Below are 14,676 nucleotides of genomic sequence, written 5' to 3' on the forward strand. Positions count from 1 at the left end.
ACGACGACGCCCAACCACCGGACACCCGAGCGGAGTCCGGCAGAGGCCGGCCGATGTGACTCGCCGCTGAGCCAGTGCCCGTACGCCTCGATCAGGCGCCACGTGCCGCGCGCGATGCGCCGCCCCGTAGCGGCTGTACGGGTCTTCACGACAGCCCCGGAATGAAGTCGCCGACCCAGGAGACGGCGGGCGCGAGGATGTACCCGGCGACGCCCGCGACGCTGGACGCGAGGCCGAGGCTGATCCCGCTCAGGACGCCGCGGAGGAAGTCCCATCGCATGCCGCGGACGCTGGTGACGGCGACCACGATGACGGTGGCGATGATGATGAACGCGTGGCCGCCCGGAGAGAGGGCGAGGGACGAGCCGCGGGTGACGTCCGGCGCGGTGCCGCCGACGCCGTAGACCAGGGCGAACTCCCCGACCTGATTGGTGCCCCACAGGCTCCAGTCCGCCAGGCCGCCGATGATCCCTCCCGCAGAGAGGATCAGCAGGGTGCCGTAGGCCATGCACAGCAGGAACGGCAGCAGCTTTCGGAGGGCCTTGGGAGCGAAGCGCTTCTTGTTGGAGGCGAACCAGCGGGTGAAGTCCCAGGCGAACAGGGACAGGCCGACGGTGACGCCTCCCAGGGAGACGAGGCCGTACGTCGGGATGTCGAGCGGGGTCATGGGGTCCTCAGTGGAGGATGGCCACGGCGAGCGCGGCGAGGGTGACGATGAGGGCGACGGTCCCGGTGATGCGGGGGACGTCGGTGAGCGCGACGGCGCAGAGGCCGAGGAACGCGACCAGCACGGAGCCTGCGAAGAACGCGGCGAGCACCGGGGCTACTCGGTGAGCGGGAGGCCGGCGAAGTAGACGTCCCACGACCAGGGGGCCGGGGCGGACTCGTAGCCGCGCGGCAGGTCGCCGGGCGGGAGCGCGGGGAGCAGCTGCTCGGCGTCGGGGCCTACGCCGCTCGTGACGAGCAGGTGCCGGACGCGGCGCTCGTCGGGCGCGGCGTGCGTCATGACGTCACCTCGGCGGCCAGATCCGGCAGGGCGTCCCGGTCGAACCAGTTGCGTCCTGCGTCCTTGGTGTGGACGGTGAGGCGTCCTGCGGCGACCCAGGTGCGAACCGTGGAGGCTTCGACGCCGTACCAGCGGGCGACCTCTGAGGACGACAGCAGGACGGGGGGCGGAGCGGGGCGGCCATCGGCGTCCTGCTCGGTCTCGACGGCGTCCTGGGCGTCCTCGGCCTCGGTTTTGGGCCGTGCAACGAGCGGGAGCAAGCGGACGTTGTCCGGGACGACTGCCGGGCGCTGCGGGACGCTTGGGACGGCGGGGGCCGATGTTGCGTCCTCGGCGTCCTGGTGCGCGGCGGGCGGGGTCGCCGCGAGGTGCAGGAGGTGACCGACGACCGCCGGGGGCACGAGTGACGTGACGGCGATCAGCCACGGCTGGGACGCGCGGACATGGCCGGTGCCGATGAGGTGCGAGACGACCTGCGCGGCCATGGCAAGGCCGAGGGCGAGGCAGGCGCCGATGATCGCGGACCAGAGTCCGCGGTCGCCCTTGCGGCGGGTGGACGCCACGGCGGCGGCGATGCCCGCGTAAGCGGACAGGACCACTGGCATGCCGTAGGCGAACTGCTCGGACCAGCCTGCGGCGCGGGCGAGGTGGTACTCACCGGGGGCGCACATGAGGAGTGCGACGCCGAGGACGACGGGGCGGCCGCCGGCGGTGAGGCCGCGGACCCAGAGGGGTGCCTGCGGGCGCGAGCTGGTGGTGCGGGGGTGTCTGGGGGTGGGCCGGAAGATCCGGCCAAGGGCGCGGCGGGCGCGCTGACGCATGGCAAGATTTGCCATAGCCGTCCTCCTGGTTACGTCAGGGGTGGCGGTCAGGCCCTCGTTTCGGTGCTCCAACACCGGACGGGGGCCGTTCTTTTTGTGGTTGTACGGGTCAGCTTGGCACAAGATCAGCCGTTAAGCGATGGTCTGTTGCGAATTTCGCGGCTCAACTCGCCAGCGTCCTGGGCCCGTTGGAAGCGTCCTGCTGCGCACGAGCGAGGGCGAGCGCGCGGGACGGCGGCCATGTCGAGCCGCACCCCCGGCAGGTGACTGTCCCCTCGCCGGGACGCCGAGTCAGGACGGTGCCGCAACGGGCGTCCTGTGCGTCCAGGACGGTTGGGCATGGCCCCATACGCACGGGCCGCTCGGCGGGATCGGTGGGCGCGACGATGGAGCGCACGGAGCGCTCGAGGTCGCGGATCTCCTCGGAGCAGGCGGCGGCCAGAGGCCAGGACACCGCGATCCATTCGAGGTTGATGCTCAGGGCACGGGCGGCGACAACGATGCGTTGCTCCAGCGTCCCGGCGATGACGGGTTCGCCCCATCCGCGGTCGGCCTGCATCGCGCTGCGCCAGTCCTCAAGGACGCCGACGATCCCGCCGGGGCCGCGGAGGTTGAACGGCCCCTCCGCGAGCGGCATCGGCGCCTCGGCGCGCGTGGTGCGGCAGCCGACGGCGGGGCCGGTGGCGGCGGGCTGGAGAAACGCGGCGAGACCCCGGTACCAGTACGGCGCGGCGTCCAGACGGCGGGCAGTGGTCAGGGTGCAGCCCGGGCATAGGTAGCCGTGCTCCAGATCGTTCTCGCACAGACCGCAGCTACGGGGCATGGTCACGGCTCCTTGCGCCCGAGGCACGGCACGCGGCGGTCGGCCAGGAGGTCCGTCATGTCATCCTCGGTGAGGGCGGGCTCGTCGAGGGCCGCGCGCAGCTCGGTAGCGGCGCTGCCGTAGGCGCGCAACACGGCCCAGCGGGTGGCCAGCTTCCGCACGCGCTCGATGGCGGCCTCGGCCCTGTCTCCGCGCTGCTGCCACGCATACCGCTCCTCGGCCATCTCCTGCCGTTGCGCGAGGAGTCGGCGGCTGGCCTTCGCCTCGGCCTCCACCCGGGCGTACAGGGCGTCGAGGTCGTCGTCGGTGATCGTGTCGGCGGTCTTTCGGGGCTCGGTCATGCTGCGCTCCTGCGGGTCTGGTTCGGACAGGTCGGGTCGTGGTCGGTGGCGAACGACGTCCACCACCGCTCGCAGCACGCCCAGTTGAGCTCGTCGGCGTGGATGCGGAGGCGGGCCAGGCGCTCGGCGCGGACCGCGACGGCGCGGCGCTCGTCGGCCAGCTCGTACTCGCGGAACACGGCGATGACGGGCAGGACCGAGGCCGCGGCGAACAGCCAGACTTCCCACGTGGCTCCGTTGCGGGCGGATTGCACGGCGCAGTAGGCCAGCCAGAGGAAGGCACCGCCTTGGAGGCTGCACAGGGCGCGGGCGAAGCGGCTCATAGGTAGCTCCCGGTGAGAGAGATGGTGCGGATGACCTTCCTGCGGGCGGTGAGACCTTGGCCCCACAGGTCTGAGCCCAGCTCGTGGCTGCGGTAGCGCCGGCGGCGGGGCGTGAGCGTGCAGTGGCAGATGTGCGTCGGGGCGTTGGCGGGGATGAAGTGCCCGCGCGTGCAGCGCCTCACGGGGTCACCTGGATTTCGGTGAGGGGCACACCGGCGGTGAGCTGGGTGTGCAGCTCGCGCAGTCGGGCCAAGGCCCGGCTGTCGCGCAGGTTCAAAGCGCTGCGGGAGGGGCCGGGAATCTTGAACCAGCATGCGCGGCAGAGGTATTGGCCGGTGCGGCGGAGGCGACGGCAGGAGAGGCACGGGAGGGTGGTCAACGGGACCTCCAGGGTTTCCAGGGCGGGATCTGCGTCCAGTGGGCGAGGGGGAGGCCGGCGGTCACCATGACGAGGACGACGTAGGCGACGACGAGCGTCACGGCTGCTGCGCCTCGTCGGCCAGGCAGCGCAGCTCGTTCGCGGCGGCGTGGATGTCGAGCATGTGATCGTCTGTGAGGTCACGGAGGCGTTCGGAGTTGTCGAGCGCGTCGGCGGCCTCGCGGAACGTGGCGGCCCGGTCGGCGGGTGCGGGGAGGGCGGCCAGCACGGCGTCGGCGAAGCTGCCGAACTCTTCAGGGTCGAGGTCGTTTGCGCTGTAGTCGGCGCCTCGGAACTCGCGGGCGATGGCGTGCCGGATGCGGTCGCGGCGGTCGGTGGGCGCAGACGGCGCGGCGGCTCGGAGCCGCTGTACCTCCGCGATCAGCGCGGTCACGTCCGGCTGCGCGTGGCGCACGAACTCCTCGTCGGCGGCGGCCTGCTCGCCGACGCCGAAGTTGAAGTCTCCGACGCCTTCCAGGTACGCGCCGGTGATGTTGGCCAGAAAGTGCGGCCCGTACTGCGGGTGGCGTTCCCACGGGCCTCGCGTGGCTGCGGAAGCGCGGGCCTCGATCGGGATGAGGTCGAGGGGCTCGGTCATGGTCGTCTCCGGGGTGGTCGTGGTGGACTGGCCGGGTCGGCCGCCCCTGCTAAGGACAGGGGCGGCCGTGCTGCTGCTCACTCGCTGGTTTCGTCCTCGGCCCACGCGTCCACGGCGACGCGTACGGCGTCGGCCTCGTGCCAGTACGGGGCGTGGCCCTCGGGCACCGGATCCCCGGCGAGGAGTGCGCTCACGGTCGCGACGACCGATTCGGGGTGGGCGTAGCGGCCGAGCTGGGGCAGGAACTCCGGCGTGGTGTTGCCGCCCTCGACGCGCGGCCGGGCGTACTGCCACGCCTCGGCGGGGTGGTCCCACAGCAGGAGCAGGCCGCCGGTGTCGTCGTCCGTGCTGTCGTCCCAGCTGATGACGGCAGTGAGCATCGTGGTGCAGCCCGCGTCGTCGCCGGTGGCGTACGGATCGATCTCGGCGTCGGACGTCCAGAAGCTGTCGGGTTCGAGGCCGGCGGCGGTGAGGGCGGCGATGACGGCGGTGATGTACGGATCGTGGGGCAGGGCCTTGGTCATGGTGGTCTCCGTTGGTTCGTGTGTGCGCGAGTGCGGGCGGAACCGGATGCGAGCGGTCAGGCGGCGTGTGTGTCTGTCTGGGTGATGAGTTGGAGGTGTCGGCGGTCGGTGTCGCGTTGGTCGTCGTCCCAGACCCATCCGTCGATTCCTGCGAGGAGGTCGGCGCGGTGTTGCGCCTGTTGGGTTGGGGACCAGTGAGGCGCAGGCCGTTCGTGGGGTTGTGGGGGTCGTGGGGGCAGTGCGTGACCGAAGGTGCCGGTGGGGATCTGTTCGGCGGCGAGGCGCTCGTACGGGCCCGTCACGGGGTGGCTCCGAAGAGGTCGAGCTGGTCGGCGCGCGCGGTATCGAGCTGCGGGGTGGCCCCGGTGGGTTCCTGGTGGCCGTCGGGCTCGTCGTCGAGAGCGCTCTGTTCGGCGAGCCAGGTCTGTCCCCGGGGGCTGGCTTTCCAGTCGGCGAGCATGCGCTGGCCGAGGTCGGTGAGCACCAAGCCGTCGCCGTCGTCGGCCAGGAGGCCGCACCAGACGCAGGCGACGGCGTTGTTCGATACGCCGCTGACCCGGTACCGCTCTTGGTCGTACTTCAGGGTTCCGGTCTCGGCGTCGAGGAGTGACGGGAGGTGGTACCAGGTCAGCTCTTCTGGGGGCTGCTCGAACTTGAAGGTCATGACGCGTGCCTCTCGGCTCGGCGTTGGCATGCGGTGGGGATGGTGGGGCCGATGGCCTGCAATTCGGCTGCGATGACCGCGGCAACGGCATCGGTGACGATGCCGTGGGCCCGGCTCACCGCGCCCGCCTCGGCCATGGCCCCGGGCGTGCGGCGGCGCGACGCCCGGGCCTGGACGGGGGGCGGGGTCGGGACGCGGTGCAGGTGGCGGCGTGCGGCATGGCACGCCACTCGTTGCCCTCCAGGCGGTCGCGGTCCCGTGTCAGGACGCGGGCCCGCAGAGTGCCGGTGCCGTCGGTGTAGCAGGCGAGGTTCCCGCCGTCGTCGGGGGCGGCGTTGACGGCCTGGCGTCGGCCTTTGGCGCTGATCGCCCAGCGGATACGGGCGAGGCAGCTGGAGCACGTCGTGACGTCGTGATCACTGGGCATTGGTTCCTCCGGTCAGGTGCCGGTGTCGGTGTCGTGCAGGTCAGGCAGGTGTGGGAGCACCAGGCGGTGGCCGTAGACGTTGAGCGCCTGCTGGCGGCCGAGTTCGGCGATGGCGTGCCTCACGTCGTCCGGAGTCGCGGTTGCGCGCAGCGTGGCCAGCTCTTCGCGGGAGACCTGGTGAAGGGAGCGCACGGGGAGCAGTAACGGCCGCTGCCCGCTGCTGTCTTGGCCGCTGGTTTCTGCGTTGACGCCGGGCGGCCTGGGGACCGAGCGCAGACCAGGCGCCGCGTCGGCAGCCTCGCGGGCGCCTGCGGGCGTCGGTGGCTGAGCTGGGTCGTCAGCCAAGTTGTGGTCACGCTCTGGGTCCCTACCGAAGGTAGGGGTGGACTGGTCCCCCCCGGCGGGAACGGGTTCCGGACCGCGGTGCGGAACGGGTTCCGGGGGCGTTCCAGAACGGGTTCCGGAGTCTTCGGAACCCCCGGCGGGAACGGTGTCCGGAACCCCCTTCTGGAACGGGTCCCGGACACCGTTCTGCGACGGGTCCCGGGCCGTCTTCGCCTTCTCCGCGGCGAGCGCCTCTGCTACCTCCTTCTCTTTCAACTCCCGCTTGCGCCTGGCCTGCCGGGTGTCGGTGTAGAGGTGCAGGTGCGGCGCCCAGAGAGGCCGCTGCATGGGGACGATGAGCCGGTACATGGCGGACTTGTTCGGCCGGCGCTTGCGCTCCAGCAGGCCCACGGCCACGAGGACCTTGACGCACCTGGTGACCGTTTCCTCCGTGCACCCTGCGATGGCGGCGAGGGTGGCGCCGGAGGGGAACGCGTTGGAGCCATCGGCGTCGGCGTAGGTGGCGATGAGCATGCCGATGTGGACGCACTTGGAGACCTCGGGCCGTCGCATACGCAGCGCCTCGTCACGGACGCGGTTGATCCACGCGTTCCGCACCGTTTGCACGTGCTCGCTGCTGCTCAAGTGGGTGCTCTCTCCGTGATGTTGCTGAACCGTTGCGGCAAGATCCGGCTGGGCCGGACGGGGTCACGAAGCGCGCAGGCGCTCCAGCGCGTGGCGCGGGATGACCGGCCGCAGCAGGGCCTCCTCGTACCGAGCGGAGCGGCTGGAGTCGCGATGGACCCAGCCGCGGGACTCCAGCGCGCGCAGCTGCACGACGACCTGGCCGCTGGTGAGGCCGGTCGCGTCCACCAGACCGGTCAGGTACGGCTGTCGCTCGACGGGCAGTTCGCCGGTGCCGCCGTTGGCGAACCCCAGCAGGGCGAGGGCGACGAGGCGGGAGTGCGGCGTCATCCCGCTCGCACGGATGCCGCGCTCAAAGAGCGGGCGGAACCTCTCGCCGCGCAGCACGGTGCCGGGGGCGATCATTTCGGCGGCGCGGCGGGCGGAACCCCGGGCAACGAGGTCGCGAGGTGTCGGCACGGTGGAGGCCTGGGTCGTCACGATGACTCCTGTTGGTCTTGAGGGGCGTCGGCGTCCGGTGGGGGCTGGCGGTGGACCGGCCAGCCCGGGCCCGGTGGGGCCTCGGGCTGGCCTTTCTGCGCGGCTGGCGTGTGACGGGCACACCGCCAGCCGCAGGGGTACAGCCGCGCGTACGTCAGCCCATGTGGCAGAGCCAGCGATCCGCACGCGGGCGGCTTCTTGGAGTTGCTCACGCCTCGGCGTTCCGGGAGGCAGGCTCCTCGGGCTGGTCCTGCTGGGTGCGCCACGTGGCGGCCTCGTCGTCGGGCAGCTGGCTGTAGCCGGAGAGCTCCACATCGATCCCGTCGACCGTGACGCTCGCCCTGCCGTGCTCGAGGACGAAGGAGGAGTGACCGGACACCTTCGCGGCCACCTCTGTCCCCAAGGCAGCGGCGACCTGGCGGAGCGCCTCCATGCCGTCGGCCTTGAAGTGGACCTCGGCGCGGCCGCCGCCGCTCTCGTGGCTGAAGAGGGAGACATGCTGAACGGCGAGGCCTGCGTCCGGGTGTTCGATGAGGAGGCGGCGGGCGAGCCGGGCCAGGCGTGCCATGTGGTTCTCCAGCTCCTCGACCGCGGCGAGCGGGCCCGGCTCCTGCGCCTGGCCCTCCTCGCTGCCGTGGGCCTGGTCGTCTTCCGCCTCGGCGAGGAGCCGGCCGAGGTGGAAGAGGCTGGTAACGGACGAGATGCGCTCGTGCTTGCAGGCCTGACACGGCTGGACCAGCTCCAGGCCCACGGTGACGTCAGGGTCGTTGTGGTGGTCCATGCGGTAGCGCAGGTACTCCGGACGCCTCGGGGCGAGGAGAGCTCGAGCCTCCTCAACCTGCTCGGGCAGGGCGGCGGCGGCCGTGTACTGCCAGTCGAGTTCAGCCGCCGCGTGGGCCAGGGTGCTGCCGGCGCATCCGCGGGCGTACTTCAGGAACTGGGCCTGCTCCTGCGCGGCATGCTCGGCGGCCTGGTCCTCGGCGGATGAGCTTCCCTCGGTGTAGGCAGTGGCGGCGAGATTGATGAGGTTCACGGGTTATCCCTTGTGGTGACGTGCCGGGCGAGTGGTGTGCGGGTCCTCGGAGGCCTGGGTGGCGCAGTCGCGATCGAGGAGCCACTTCAGGGCGAGGGCAACGGGGGCGTAGAGGCAGATCGAGACGACGATTGCGCCGACGACCTGCGGGGTGTCGGTCACTCGTCGGCCTGGTCGTCGTACGCAGAGGCGACGGTGATCGGGGTGACGATGTAGCCCGTGGTTTCCTCGTCGCCGTCGATGGTCACGGTCAGTTCCTGCGGGTCCTCGGGCTCGGAGTCGTCGTTGATCCAGTCGAAGAAGAGGGCGACGCTGGCGGGGTGTTCGCGGCTGGCGGTGGCTTCGCAGTGGGCGCGGGCGGCGGTCTCGGTGGTGTAGAGGCCGAGGGGGGTGCCGCTGTCGTGCTCGGCGCGGTAGACGGTCAACGTGGCCGGGGAAGTGGACTCGCCCGCAAGGGTGTCCTTCTTGCCTAGCTCTGCCTTCGGCGTCAATGCGAACGTGATCGTGTCCGGCTGCGGGCCGATGGGCATCGGCAGTGCGTGCGCGGAGCCCGCGATTCCGTGCTCCGCCAACTCCGGCAGCGTCGCCATCGCCTGCGGCGGGCAGCACTTCGGTGCACCAGCCACCGCGTACAACGCCACCCCAGCCGAGGTCTCAGCACGGCGCTCCCAGACCGACCCGTCCCTGAGGTTGACCACCAGCGGCGCGCTCATGCGGACACCTCGTTCGCGTCCGCGGCGTGCTCCAGGACCGCAACTGCGGCCTCCGTGGTCCGCGACTCGGCGTCACCCCACGCGTCGACGTGCGCCTCCAGGTCGAAGATCCCGCCGTACAGCGGGCCCTCGCCGTCGACCTCCAGGCGCAGCGCCAGCACGGCGATTGCCTCGTCCGACAGCAGGGAGGGGCGGTGCGGGTCGCCGGTCGTCGCGCACTTCAGCGCGGCCACGATGCTCATGGGGCGGAAGGCGTGCGGGATGCACATCTCCCGGTCCATCGCGTCCGGGACGAAGTCGCCCTTGTACAGGCCGTTTACGGCGAGCAGTCGAGCCGCCGACCGGAACAGGCTGGAGACGGTCGCTGGCCGCGCCTGCGGCGCCTGGTGCAGCGGGAGAACCCTGCTGCTGGTCTGCAATGATGTGGCCATTGGTGACCTCTCGTTTTCTGGGTTGGTAGAGGCGCCGGTAGAGGGGTCGCCAGGCCGGGAAGTCGGGCGGCCCTTCGGCGCGAAAAGGGGTGGGTCAGGCGGCTTGATCAGCCGGGGGGCGTTGCGGCACGGAGGGGCGTGCGGCAGGCCTGGCGAAGATCTGGCGCAGGGTGTCGATGACGTCCTGCGAGGGAGCGGGCGCGTCCTTGACGCACTCGCGGATGTGCTCAATGACTGCGTCGCCGAGGAGCGCGCGGCGCTCTTCGCCGGTCACGCTGCGGCCTCGATGCGTACGCGCTGGATGACCTGACGTAGATCGAAGTCGTAGGTCTCGGCGAGGCGCATGGCCGAGTTCAGGTCAGGCTGGGTCTCGCCGTTGAGGATCCGGTAGACGGAGGACTCGGCAATTCCCGTACGGCGGTAGATCTTGGCGCCGGTGTCGTCGCCGTGAGCGGCGGTCGCGGCGAGGAGCTTGGTTACGTCTAGGCGGAACACGAATTCACCTCCCTCGTGCCTTCTGTGGCAGGCGTCGTCCCTGGTAGCAGAGTGTTCCTTGCTCACGAGGGAGACTTTGTCACCAAGCTTCCTCCCGCGCAAGGGAGATTGCTCAAGAGGGAGAGTGATTCTTTAAAGCGAACGCTTGTTCGATTGCGCGTGTGGCCTGTGTTAATGCAGGTGAGTGGCCCAATGGCCACTCTTGCGCGCGAGGGATTTTCTGGATACTCCCTATCGAGGGAGGTAGAGTTTCGGGACATGACAGAGGCCCCCACGCACGCGCAGCGCTTCGCTGCCGTGGTCGCCCCCGCCGCCAAGGCGGCCGGCTACTTCGGTCATGGAGCGCAAGCCCGACTCGCCCGCGACACCGGCATGTCCGAGAGCAGCGTCAGTCGCATGCTCAAGGGCAAGGCCATCCCTGAGCTCAAATTCCTGAGCCCCCTCGCCGCCGCCATCAAGTACAGCCCTGTCGCCCTACTGATCGATACAGGGCTCATTTCTCCTGATTCGCTTCAGTCACCACACGAAACCGATCAGTCACAGGTAGGCTCGTCCTTCACTCCGGACGATGCAGCAGACCGACTCGGCATTAATGACGCAGTGGGACGCCACATGTTCACCGCAACCGTCGAGCGCCTCATGCGTCAAGAAGATGAGGACGCCGGTGATCGCGCCGACGACACCCGCGGAGGCACAGCAGCACAGATGTAGGGCGGGAGTGCGTATGGCGGCGACAGGGGCAACCAGAGCATCAGCGGTGGTAGCGGCACTCACAGCCGCCGCAGGAATCTCACTCATCCTCTACGGCGTCGCACGAAACGAGCTGGCCTACTCCTTGGGTGGAGCAAGCCTCACCACGGTCACTCTCACCCTGCTCACCCTCACCGCGATACGCCGGTGGATCACAGACACACAGGCGGAGCGGGCGGAACTCGCAGAATCGATCCGCAGCGCCAACGACGAGCGAACCCGATACATCGCAGCGCAGGCCTCCATCGAGATGGAACGGCAACGCCTCTCGCGAGATGCCGCAGCAGACCGAGCCCAAACGACAGCAATCCTCGCCGCCGAACGCGCCAAAATGCAGGACAATTTCGACGAGCAGAAAGCCCAACTCGTCTGCGACACCCTAGAGGCCGGCATCCAGCTCATGCGGAAGCACAACGCAACAGAGGCCACCCAGGAACACGCCCGCGTCATCGCCTTCCCAAAACAGGAGCAGGAAAGGGCCAGGAGCCGCGACGTCCGCTAACGGCTGGCCCAACAGCCGCAGTTCAACGCGTACCCCTCACTTCGGCGACGGTCGCGCAGACGCGCGAGTCAGCCTGTACGGCCGGAACCCAGGCTGCCCCACGAAGGCCAGCGTGATGCGGCCCGGCTCGACAGCGCGCACCCCCCGTGCCCTTGCCTTGTTCAGACGGATCGTGACCACCGCCCGGTACACCGTCCGATGCTGCGGCACCGTCAGGCCCTGCCACATCGCATCCACGTCCTCGGCACTCAACAGCCGCCGCACAAGCGGCGGCGCAGAGGTCACCTCGCCGGCCGCCTCCGCCACCTCGATCTGCGGGATCAAACGGGCCTCGATGGCTGCCAGAGACGCAATGGATAGGACCGGGCGGCCCTGGGGCGTCAGCTGGCCTGCCGTAGCGCGCGCCTCTTCCAACTGCTCGGTCAGGGCCTGAGCGAGCGCGCGTGAGGCGGCGGCAGCCTTCTGCTCCGCATCGTTACGGAAGGCCTCGGCGGCAGCCGGGCTGGAAAGCCACTGGACCACTGCCTCTTCGACGTACGCCTCCAGCGTCTCTTTCCGCATGACCGTGTCGTAACGGAGGCTGCACTGGTACGACAGATAGCCGCGGTTCTTCAGGACTTTGAGATGCGGTTCCTCTTCGCACTCGCCGCACAACCCAAGGAATGACAGCTCGTGCTTTACCGATGTGTCGTGCGACGTGCGCCGCTTCGGATTGGTCACGATCGTTTGCACGTTGTGGAACGTCTGGATGAACCCTTCGTCATCGTTCCCGTTCGAGATCGGCGGCCATGCGGCATCGCCGATGACCTCACCCTGAAAGACACGCTTTCCGATGTAACCGGGGTTCCGCAGCATGCTGGTCAAGTGGTCGTACCGCCACGGGATGCCGGGCTCCCGCTCCCCTTCGGCTTGCAAATCCTGCAAGATCGAATACTCGGTCTCGCCCGCCTCGACGCGCTGGAAGATGTCGACGACGACGGGTCCGCGCTCGGGAAGCACGTACTGGTCAATCAGGTCGCCGGTATCCGGGTCGTAGCGGCGGCCGTACCCCCACAGGATCCGACCGTGCGGAGCGCCCTTCTTCGCCTGTGACCGTGTCGTGCGGAGCACCCGCTCACGGATGCCTTCACCCTCATCCTCGGCTTCGACCGCGTGCTGAGCGGTGATCTTGCGATCCTCGCGCTTGGACAGGTCGTAGATCTGCCCGTTGTAACAGAGCAGGACGTCGTTCTCCATGCAGGCGTTGCGCAGGCGGATGTACGCCTCGATATCGCGGTAGTAGCGAGACGCCTCGAAGGCCACGACGATACGACCGCGACCGGCCATGATGGCCAGGATCAGGGCCTCGAAGTCCTTTCGGGTGCGGCGTGCGTGGCGACTCGCGCTGCGGTCGACGTCTTGGTCGAAAACCTCGGCGATCGGCCATCCGAACTGGTCGCACATCTGGCGGCCGGTATCGATCTGGTCGGCGACGCTGCGGCCCTTCTTCTTCGGGTCTCGCGAGGCGCGCCCGTAGAGCAGCGCGGGGAATTCCTCGTCGGGGAAGACCATGTGCAGGTACTCGGGCGCGATGGGCATGAGTTGAGACTATCGACTCATCTGCCTGAGTGACATTGGCAGGGGCTAACCTGACGATCGTCCTCGCGCTGCTCATCGGACCGCCGGGCATGGCGCAGCGGGCCGAGCGGCGGGGGCTCGCGCCGAAGCTGGGCATTCCGTTGCGGACCACGGCGTTACTGGGCGGGATGCTGACCCTCGGCTTCGTCATCGTCTGCCGGCCGGACCCGAGCGTGCTGCGTGCCGCGGCCTGCGGGCTGATCGCGCTGCTCGCCATCGCCACCGGGCGGCGCAGATCGCTGATCCCGGCGCTGGCCGCCGCGGTGCTGCTGCTCGTTCTGTGGGACCCCTGGCTGGCCCGGAGCTATGGCTTCCTGCTCTCCGTCCTGGCCACCGGCGCCCTGCTCACCCTCGCGCCCCGCTGGGCAGCCGCGCTGCGAACGCGCGGGGTGCCGCCACGGCCGGCGGAGGCGCTGGCCGCGGCGGCCGCGGCGCAGGCGGTGTGCGCGCCGGTGGTGGCCGTTCTCGCCGCCCGGGTGAGTCTGGTCGCGGTGCCGTGCAATCTCCTGGCGGAGTTCGCCGTCGCGCCCGCCACCGTGCTCGGTTTCGCCGCGCTCGCGGTGGCGCCGGTGGCGATGCCGGTCGCGGAGGTGCTCGCGTGGGGCGCCAGTTGGCCCACCGGGTGGATCGCGGAGATCGCCCGCACGGGCGCGGCACTGCCCGGCAGTGGTGTCGACTGGCCGGGCGGCTGGCGTGGCGGGTTCCTGCTGGCGCTCGCCACGGTGGCGGTCGTCCTGGCCGGGCGCAGGCTCGCACGGCACCCGTGGCTCGCGGCGGCCTGCGCGTTGCTGCTGCTCCTGGTCATCGTTCAGCCGCCGCCCCTCACCCGGGTGATCGCGGGCTGGCCGCCGCAGGGCTGGCGCATGGTGATGTGCGACGTGGGCCAGGGCGACGCCATGGTGCTCGCGGCGGGTGGGGGTGCCGGGGTGGTGGTCGACGCGGGGCCGGACCCGGTGGCGGCGGACCGCTGCCTGCACTCCCTCGGGATCACACGTGTGCCCCTGGTGCTCCTGACGCATTTTCATGCCGACCATGTGGCCGGGCTGCCGGGGGTGTTGCGGGGGCGTGAGGTGGGGGCGATCCAGACAACCGGGTTCGAGGAGCCTTCGGACCAGGCGCAGTTCGTCCGGCGGCAGGCGGCTGCGAAGGGGGTGCCGGTGACCCGGGCCACGGCAGGGGAGCGGCGGCGGGCGGGTGCCCTGGAATGGCGGGTGCTCTGGCCGCAGGCCGAGCCACGGGTGCGGCCCGAGGGGCCGAACGACGCGAGTGTCACCCTGCTCGTGCGGACCGCCGGGCTGAGACTGCTGCTGCTCGGTGACCTCGAACCACCCGCCCAACGGGCGTTGCTGCGAAGCCCGCAAGCCGCGTCGCTCACGTCCGTGGACGTCCTGAAGGTCGCCCACCACGGCTCGGCCAACCAGGACCCGGAGCTACTGCGCAGGGCGGCGCCCCGGCTGGCCCTCGTCTCTAGTGGCGCGGACAACACGTATGGACACCCGGCACCGGTCACCGTGGCGGCGCTGAGGGCGGAGGGGGCGGAGGTGTTGCGCACGGACAAGCAGGGCGCGATCGCGGTGCTGGCTTCGGGGCGGAGATCGGCGCCGCGGCTGGAGGTCGCCACACGGCCGCCTTAGCAGGACGCAGGACGCAGGGCCGGTGGCGCAGAACGCAGGACGCGGGGCCGGTGGCCGCCGCAGGGCTGAGTGGACATCGCCCCGAGCGGCCGACCCCTCCGGCCGGC

General features: G+C 70.3%; 24 protein-coding genes and 1 pseudogene. 3 read left to right on the plus strand and 22 right to left on the minus strand.

Going from position 1 to position 14,676, the window contains the following annotated elements; translation table 11 throughout:
- Nucleotides 1–145: 145 nt before the first annotated feature.
- The 21 genes from ACZ6JY_RS02215 to ACZ6JY_RS02315 all read right to left on the minus strand — a co-directional run bounded on the left by ACZ6JY_RS02215 (nt 146) and on the right by ACZ6JY_RS02315 (nt 10,066).
- Entirely contained in the window at nt 146–667 is a 522-nt protein-coding gene (locus tag ACZ6JY_RS02215) for a hypothetical protein (RefSeq protein WP_469191327.1), read from the minus strand.
- Nucleotides 668–674: 7 nt separating this feature from the next.
- Nucleotides 675–818 (minus strand): hypothetical protein, encoded by a 144-nt coding sequence (locus tag ACZ6JY_RS02220; RefSeq protein ID WP_469191329.1) that lies wholly within the window; start codon nt 816–818, stop codon nt 675–677.
- A 5-nt stretch (nt 819–823) separates the two neighbouring features.
- Nucleotides 824–1,006 (minus strand): hypothetical protein, encoded by a 183-nt coding sequence (locus ACZ6JY_RS02225; RefSeq protein ID WP_469191331.1) that lies wholly within the window; start codon nt 1,004–1,006, stop codon nt 824–826.
- Complete coding sequence (locus tag ACZ6JY_RS02230) at nt 1,003–1,842, minus strand: MerR family transcriptional regulator (protein WP_469191333.1); 840 nt, start codon at nt 1,840–1,842, stop codon at nt 1,003–1,005. The genes ACZ6JY_RS02225 and ACZ6JY_RS02230 overlap by 4 nt, the downstream gene beginning before the upstream one ends.
- A gap of 148 nt (nt 1,843–1,990) precedes the next feature.
- Entirely contained in the window at nt 1,991–2,650 is a 660-nt protein-coding gene (locus ACZ6JY_RS02235) for a hypothetical protein (RefSeq protein ID WP_469191334.1), read from the minus strand.
- Nucleotides 2,651–2,652: 2 nt separating this feature from the next.
- Nucleotides 2,653–2,991: a hypothetical protein gene (locus ACZ6JY_RS02240; RefSeq protein WP_469191336.1), complete on the minus strand. Its 339-nt coding sequence runs from the start codon at nt 2,989–2,991 to the stop codon at nt 2,653–2,655.
- Nucleotides 2,988–3,314 (minus strand): hypothetical protein, encoded by a 327-nt coding sequence (locus tag ACZ6JY_RS02245; protein WP_469191338.1) that lies wholly within the window; start codon nt 3,312–3,314, stop codon nt 2,988–2,990. Before ACZ6JY_RS02245 ends, ACZ6JY_RS02240 begins: the two co-directional genes overlap by 4 nt.
- Complete coding sequence (locus ACZ6JY_RS02250) at nt 3,311–3,496, minus strand: hypothetical protein (protein ID WP_469191340.1); 186 nt, start codon at nt 3,494–3,496, stop codon at nt 3,311–3,313. The genes ACZ6JY_RS02245 and ACZ6JY_RS02250 overlap by 4 nt, the downstream gene beginning before the upstream one ends.
- Entirely contained in the window at nt 3,493–3,693 is a 201-nt protein-coding gene (locus ACZ6JY_RS02255) for a hypothetical protein (RefSeq protein WP_469191342.1), read from the minus strand. The genes ACZ6JY_RS02250 and ACZ6JY_RS02255 overlap by 4 nt, the downstream gene beginning before the upstream one ends.
- Before the next feature lie 97 nt (nt 3,694–3,790).
- Nucleotides 3,791–4,330 carry a hypothetical protein gene (locus ACZ6JY_RS02260; protein ID WP_469191344.1) on the minus strand — a complete coding sequence of 180 codons (540 nt, stop codon included), beginning with the start codon at nt 4,328–4,330 and terminating at the stop codon, nt 3,791–3,793.
- A gap of 77 nt (nt 4,331–4,407) precedes the next feature.
- Complete coding sequence (locus tag ACZ6JY_RS02265; protein WP_469191346.1) at nt 4,408–4,854, minus strand: hypothetical protein; 447 nt, start codon at nt 4,852–4,854, stop codon at nt 4,408–4,410.
- A gap of 298 nt (nt 4,855–5,152) precedes the next feature.
- Nucleotides 5,153–5,518 (minus strand): hypothetical protein, encoded by a 366-nt coding sequence (locus ACZ6JY_RS02270; protein WP_469191348.1) that lies wholly within the window; start codon nt 5,516–5,518, stop codon nt 5,153–5,155.
- A gap of 115 nt (nt 5,519–5,633) precedes the next feature.
- A complete protein-coding gene (locus ACZ6JY_RS02275; protein ID WP_469191350.1) occupies nt 5,634–5,945 on the minus strand; it encodes a hypothetical protein in 312 nt (103 codons plus the stop codon).
- Nucleotides 5,946–5,957: 12 nt separating this feature from the next.
- The gene (locus tag ACZ6JY_RS02280) at nt 5,958–6,914 is read right to left on the minus strand and encodes a hypothetical protein (protein WP_469191352.1); all 957 of its coding nucleotides are present in this window, start codon (nt 6,912–6,914) and stop codon (nt 5,958–5,960) included.
- 63 nt (nt 6,915–6,977) lie between these two features.
- On the minus strand, nt 6,978–7,394 hold the full coding sequence (locus ACZ6JY_RS02285) for a hypothetical protein (RefSeq protein ID WP_469191354.1): 417 nt from the start codon (nt 7,392–7,394) through the stop codon (nt 6,978–6,980).
- Nucleotides 7,395–7,602: 208 nt separating this feature from the next.
- Nucleotides 7,603–8,427 (minus strand): hypothetical protein, encoded by an 825-nt coding sequence (locus ACZ6JY_RS02290; protein ID WP_469191356.1) that lies wholly within the window; start codon nt 8,425–8,427, stop codon nt 7,603–7,605.
- A gap of 3 nt (nt 8,428–8,430) precedes the next feature.
- Nucleotides 8,431–8,589: a hypothetical protein gene (locus ACZ6JY_RS02295; protein WP_469191358.1), complete on the minus strand. Its 159-nt coding sequence runs from the start codon at nt 8,587–8,589 to the stop codon at nt 8,431–8,433.
- Entirely contained in the window at nt 8,586–9,140 is a 555-nt protein-coding gene (locus tag ACZ6JY_RS02300) for a hypothetical protein (RefSeq protein WP_469191360.1), read from the minus strand. The genes ACZ6JY_RS02295 and ACZ6JY_RS02300 overlap by 4 nt, the downstream gene beginning before the upstream one ends.
- On the minus strand, nt 9,137–9,571 hold the full coding sequence (locus ACZ6JY_RS02305; protein WP_469191362.1) for a DUF6197 family protein: 435 nt from the start codon (nt 9,569–9,571) through the stop codon (nt 9,137–9,139). Before ACZ6JY_RS02305 ends, ACZ6JY_RS02300 begins: the two co-directional genes overlap by 4 nt.
- A 94-nt stretch (nt 9,572–9,665) precedes the next feature.
- Nucleotides 9,666–9,845, minus strand: a complete 180-nt coding sequence (locus ACZ6JY_RS02310; protein WP_469191364.1) for a hypothetical protein — start codon at nt 9,843–9,845, stop codon at nt 9,666–9,668.
- Nucleotides 9,842–10,066, minus strand: a complete 225-nt coding sequence (locus tag ACZ6JY_RS02315) for a helix-turn-helix domain-containing protein (protein ID WP_469191366.1) — start codon at nt 10,064–10,066, stop codon at nt 9,842–9,844. Before ACZ6JY_RS02315 ends, ACZ6JY_RS02310 begins: the two co-directional genes overlap by 4 nt.
- Nucleotides 10,067–10,324: 258 nt before the next feature.
- Here ACZ6JY_RS02315 and ACZ6JY_RS02320 point away from each other — a divergent pair, with 258 nt between their 5' ends.
- Nucleotides 10,325–10,777 (plus strand): helix-turn-helix domain-containing protein, encoded by a 453-nt coding sequence (locus ACZ6JY_RS02320; RefSeq protein ID WP_469191368.1) that lies wholly within the window; start codon nt 10,325–10,327, stop codon nt 10,775–10,777.
- A gap of 13 nt (nt 10,778–10,790) precedes the next feature.
- Complete coding sequence (locus ACZ6JY_RS02325; protein WP_469191370.1) at nt 10,791–11,318, plus strand: hypothetical protein; 528 nt, start codon at nt 10,791–10,793, stop codon at nt 11,316–11,318.
- A 36-nt stretch (nt 11,319–11,354) separates the two neighbouring features.
- On the opposite strand, the gene ACZ6JY_RS02330 is transcribed toward ACZ6JY_RS02325, so the two are convergent.
- Nucleotides 11,355–12,896, minus strand: a complete 1,542-nt coding sequence (locus tag ACZ6JY_RS02330; RefSeq protein ID WP_469191372.1) for a recombinase family protein — start codon at nt 12,894–12,896, stop codon at nt 11,355–11,357.
- A 35-nt stretch (nt 12,897–12,931) separates the two neighbouring features.
- Between ACZ6JY_RS02330 and ACZ6JY_RS02335 the strand changes: the two are divergent.
- Nucleotides 12,932–14,569 (plus strand): annotated as a pseudogene (locus ACZ6JY_RS02335) (ComEC/Rec2 family competence protein); the annotation flags it as partial.
- Nucleotides 14,570–14,676: the final 107 nt, after the last annotated feature.

This window comes from Streptomyces sp. NPDC046335, from assembly GCF_055587985.1.

What these genes read in the sequence shown, in the direction of transcription:
- ACZ6JY_RS02270 (WP_469191348.1), bottom strand. Translation starts at nt 5,518, where the DNA reads ATGACCTTCAAGTTCGAGCAGCCCCCAGAAGAGCTGACCTGGTACCAC.
- ACZ6JY_RS02325 (WP_469191370.1), top strand. Translation starts at nt 10,791, where the DNA reads ATGGCGGCGACAGGGGCAACCAGAGCATCAGCGGTGGTAGCGGCACTC.
- ACZ6JY_RS02235 (WP_469191334.1), bottom strand. Translation starts at nt 2,650, where the DNA reads ATGCCCCGTAGCTGCGGTCTGTGCGAGAACGATCTGGAGCACGGCTAC.
- ACZ6JY_RS02305 (WP_469191362.1), bottom strand. Translation starts at nt 9,571, where the DNA reads ATGGCCACATCATTGCAGACCAGCAGCAGGGTTCTCCCGCTGCACCAG.
- ACZ6JY_RS02245 (WP_469191338.1), bottom strand. Translation starts at nt 3,314, where the DNA reads ATGAGCCGCTTCGCCCGCGCCCTGTGCAGCCTCCAAGGCGGTGCCTTC.
- ACZ6JY_RS02240 (WP_469191336.1), bottom strand. Translation starts at nt 2,991, where the DNA reads ATGACCGAGCCCCGAAAGACCGCCGACACGATCACCGACGACGACCTC.
- ACZ6JY_RS02230 (WP_469191333.1), bottom strand. Translation starts at nt 1,842, where the DNA reads ATGGCAAATCTTGCCATGCGTCAGCGCGCCCGCCGCGCCCTTGGCCGG.
- ACZ6JY_RS02265 (WP_469191346.1), bottom strand. Translation starts at nt 4,854, where the DNA reads ATGACCAAGGCCCTGCCCCACGATCCGTACATCACCGCCGTCATCGCC.
- ACZ6JY_RS02300 (WP_469191360.1), bottom strand. Translation starts at nt 9,140, where the DNA reads ATGAGCGCGCCGCTGGTGGTCAACCTCAGGGACGGGTCGGTCTGGGAG.
- ACZ6JY_RS02260 (WP_469191344.1), bottom strand. Translation starts at nt 4,330, where the DNA reads ATGACCGAGCCCCTCGACCTCATCCCGATCGAGGCCCGCGCTTCCGCA.
- ACZ6JY_RS02320 (WP_469191368.1), top strand. Translation starts at nt 10,325, where the DNA reads ATGACAGAGGCCCCCACGCACGCGCAGCGCTTCGCTGCCGTGGTCGCC.
- ACZ6JY_RS02275 (WP_469191350.1), bottom strand. Translation starts at nt 5,945, where the DNA reads ATGCCCAGTGATCACGACGTCACGACGTGCTCCAGCTGCCTCGCCCGT.
- ACZ6JY_RS02330 (WP_469191372.1), bottom strand. Translation starts at nt 12,896, where the DNA reads ATGCCCATCGCGCCCGAGTACCTGCACATGGTCTTCCCCGACGAGGAA.
- ACZ6JY_RS02225 (WP_469191331.1), bottom strand. Translation starts at nt 1,006, where the DNA reads ATGACGCACGCCGCGCCCGACGAGCGCCGCGTCCGGCACCTGCTCGTC.
- ACZ6JY_RS02215 (WP_469191327.1), bottom strand. Translation starts at nt 667, where the DNA reads ATGACCCCGCTCGACATCCCGACGTACGGCCTCGTCTCCCTGGGAGGC.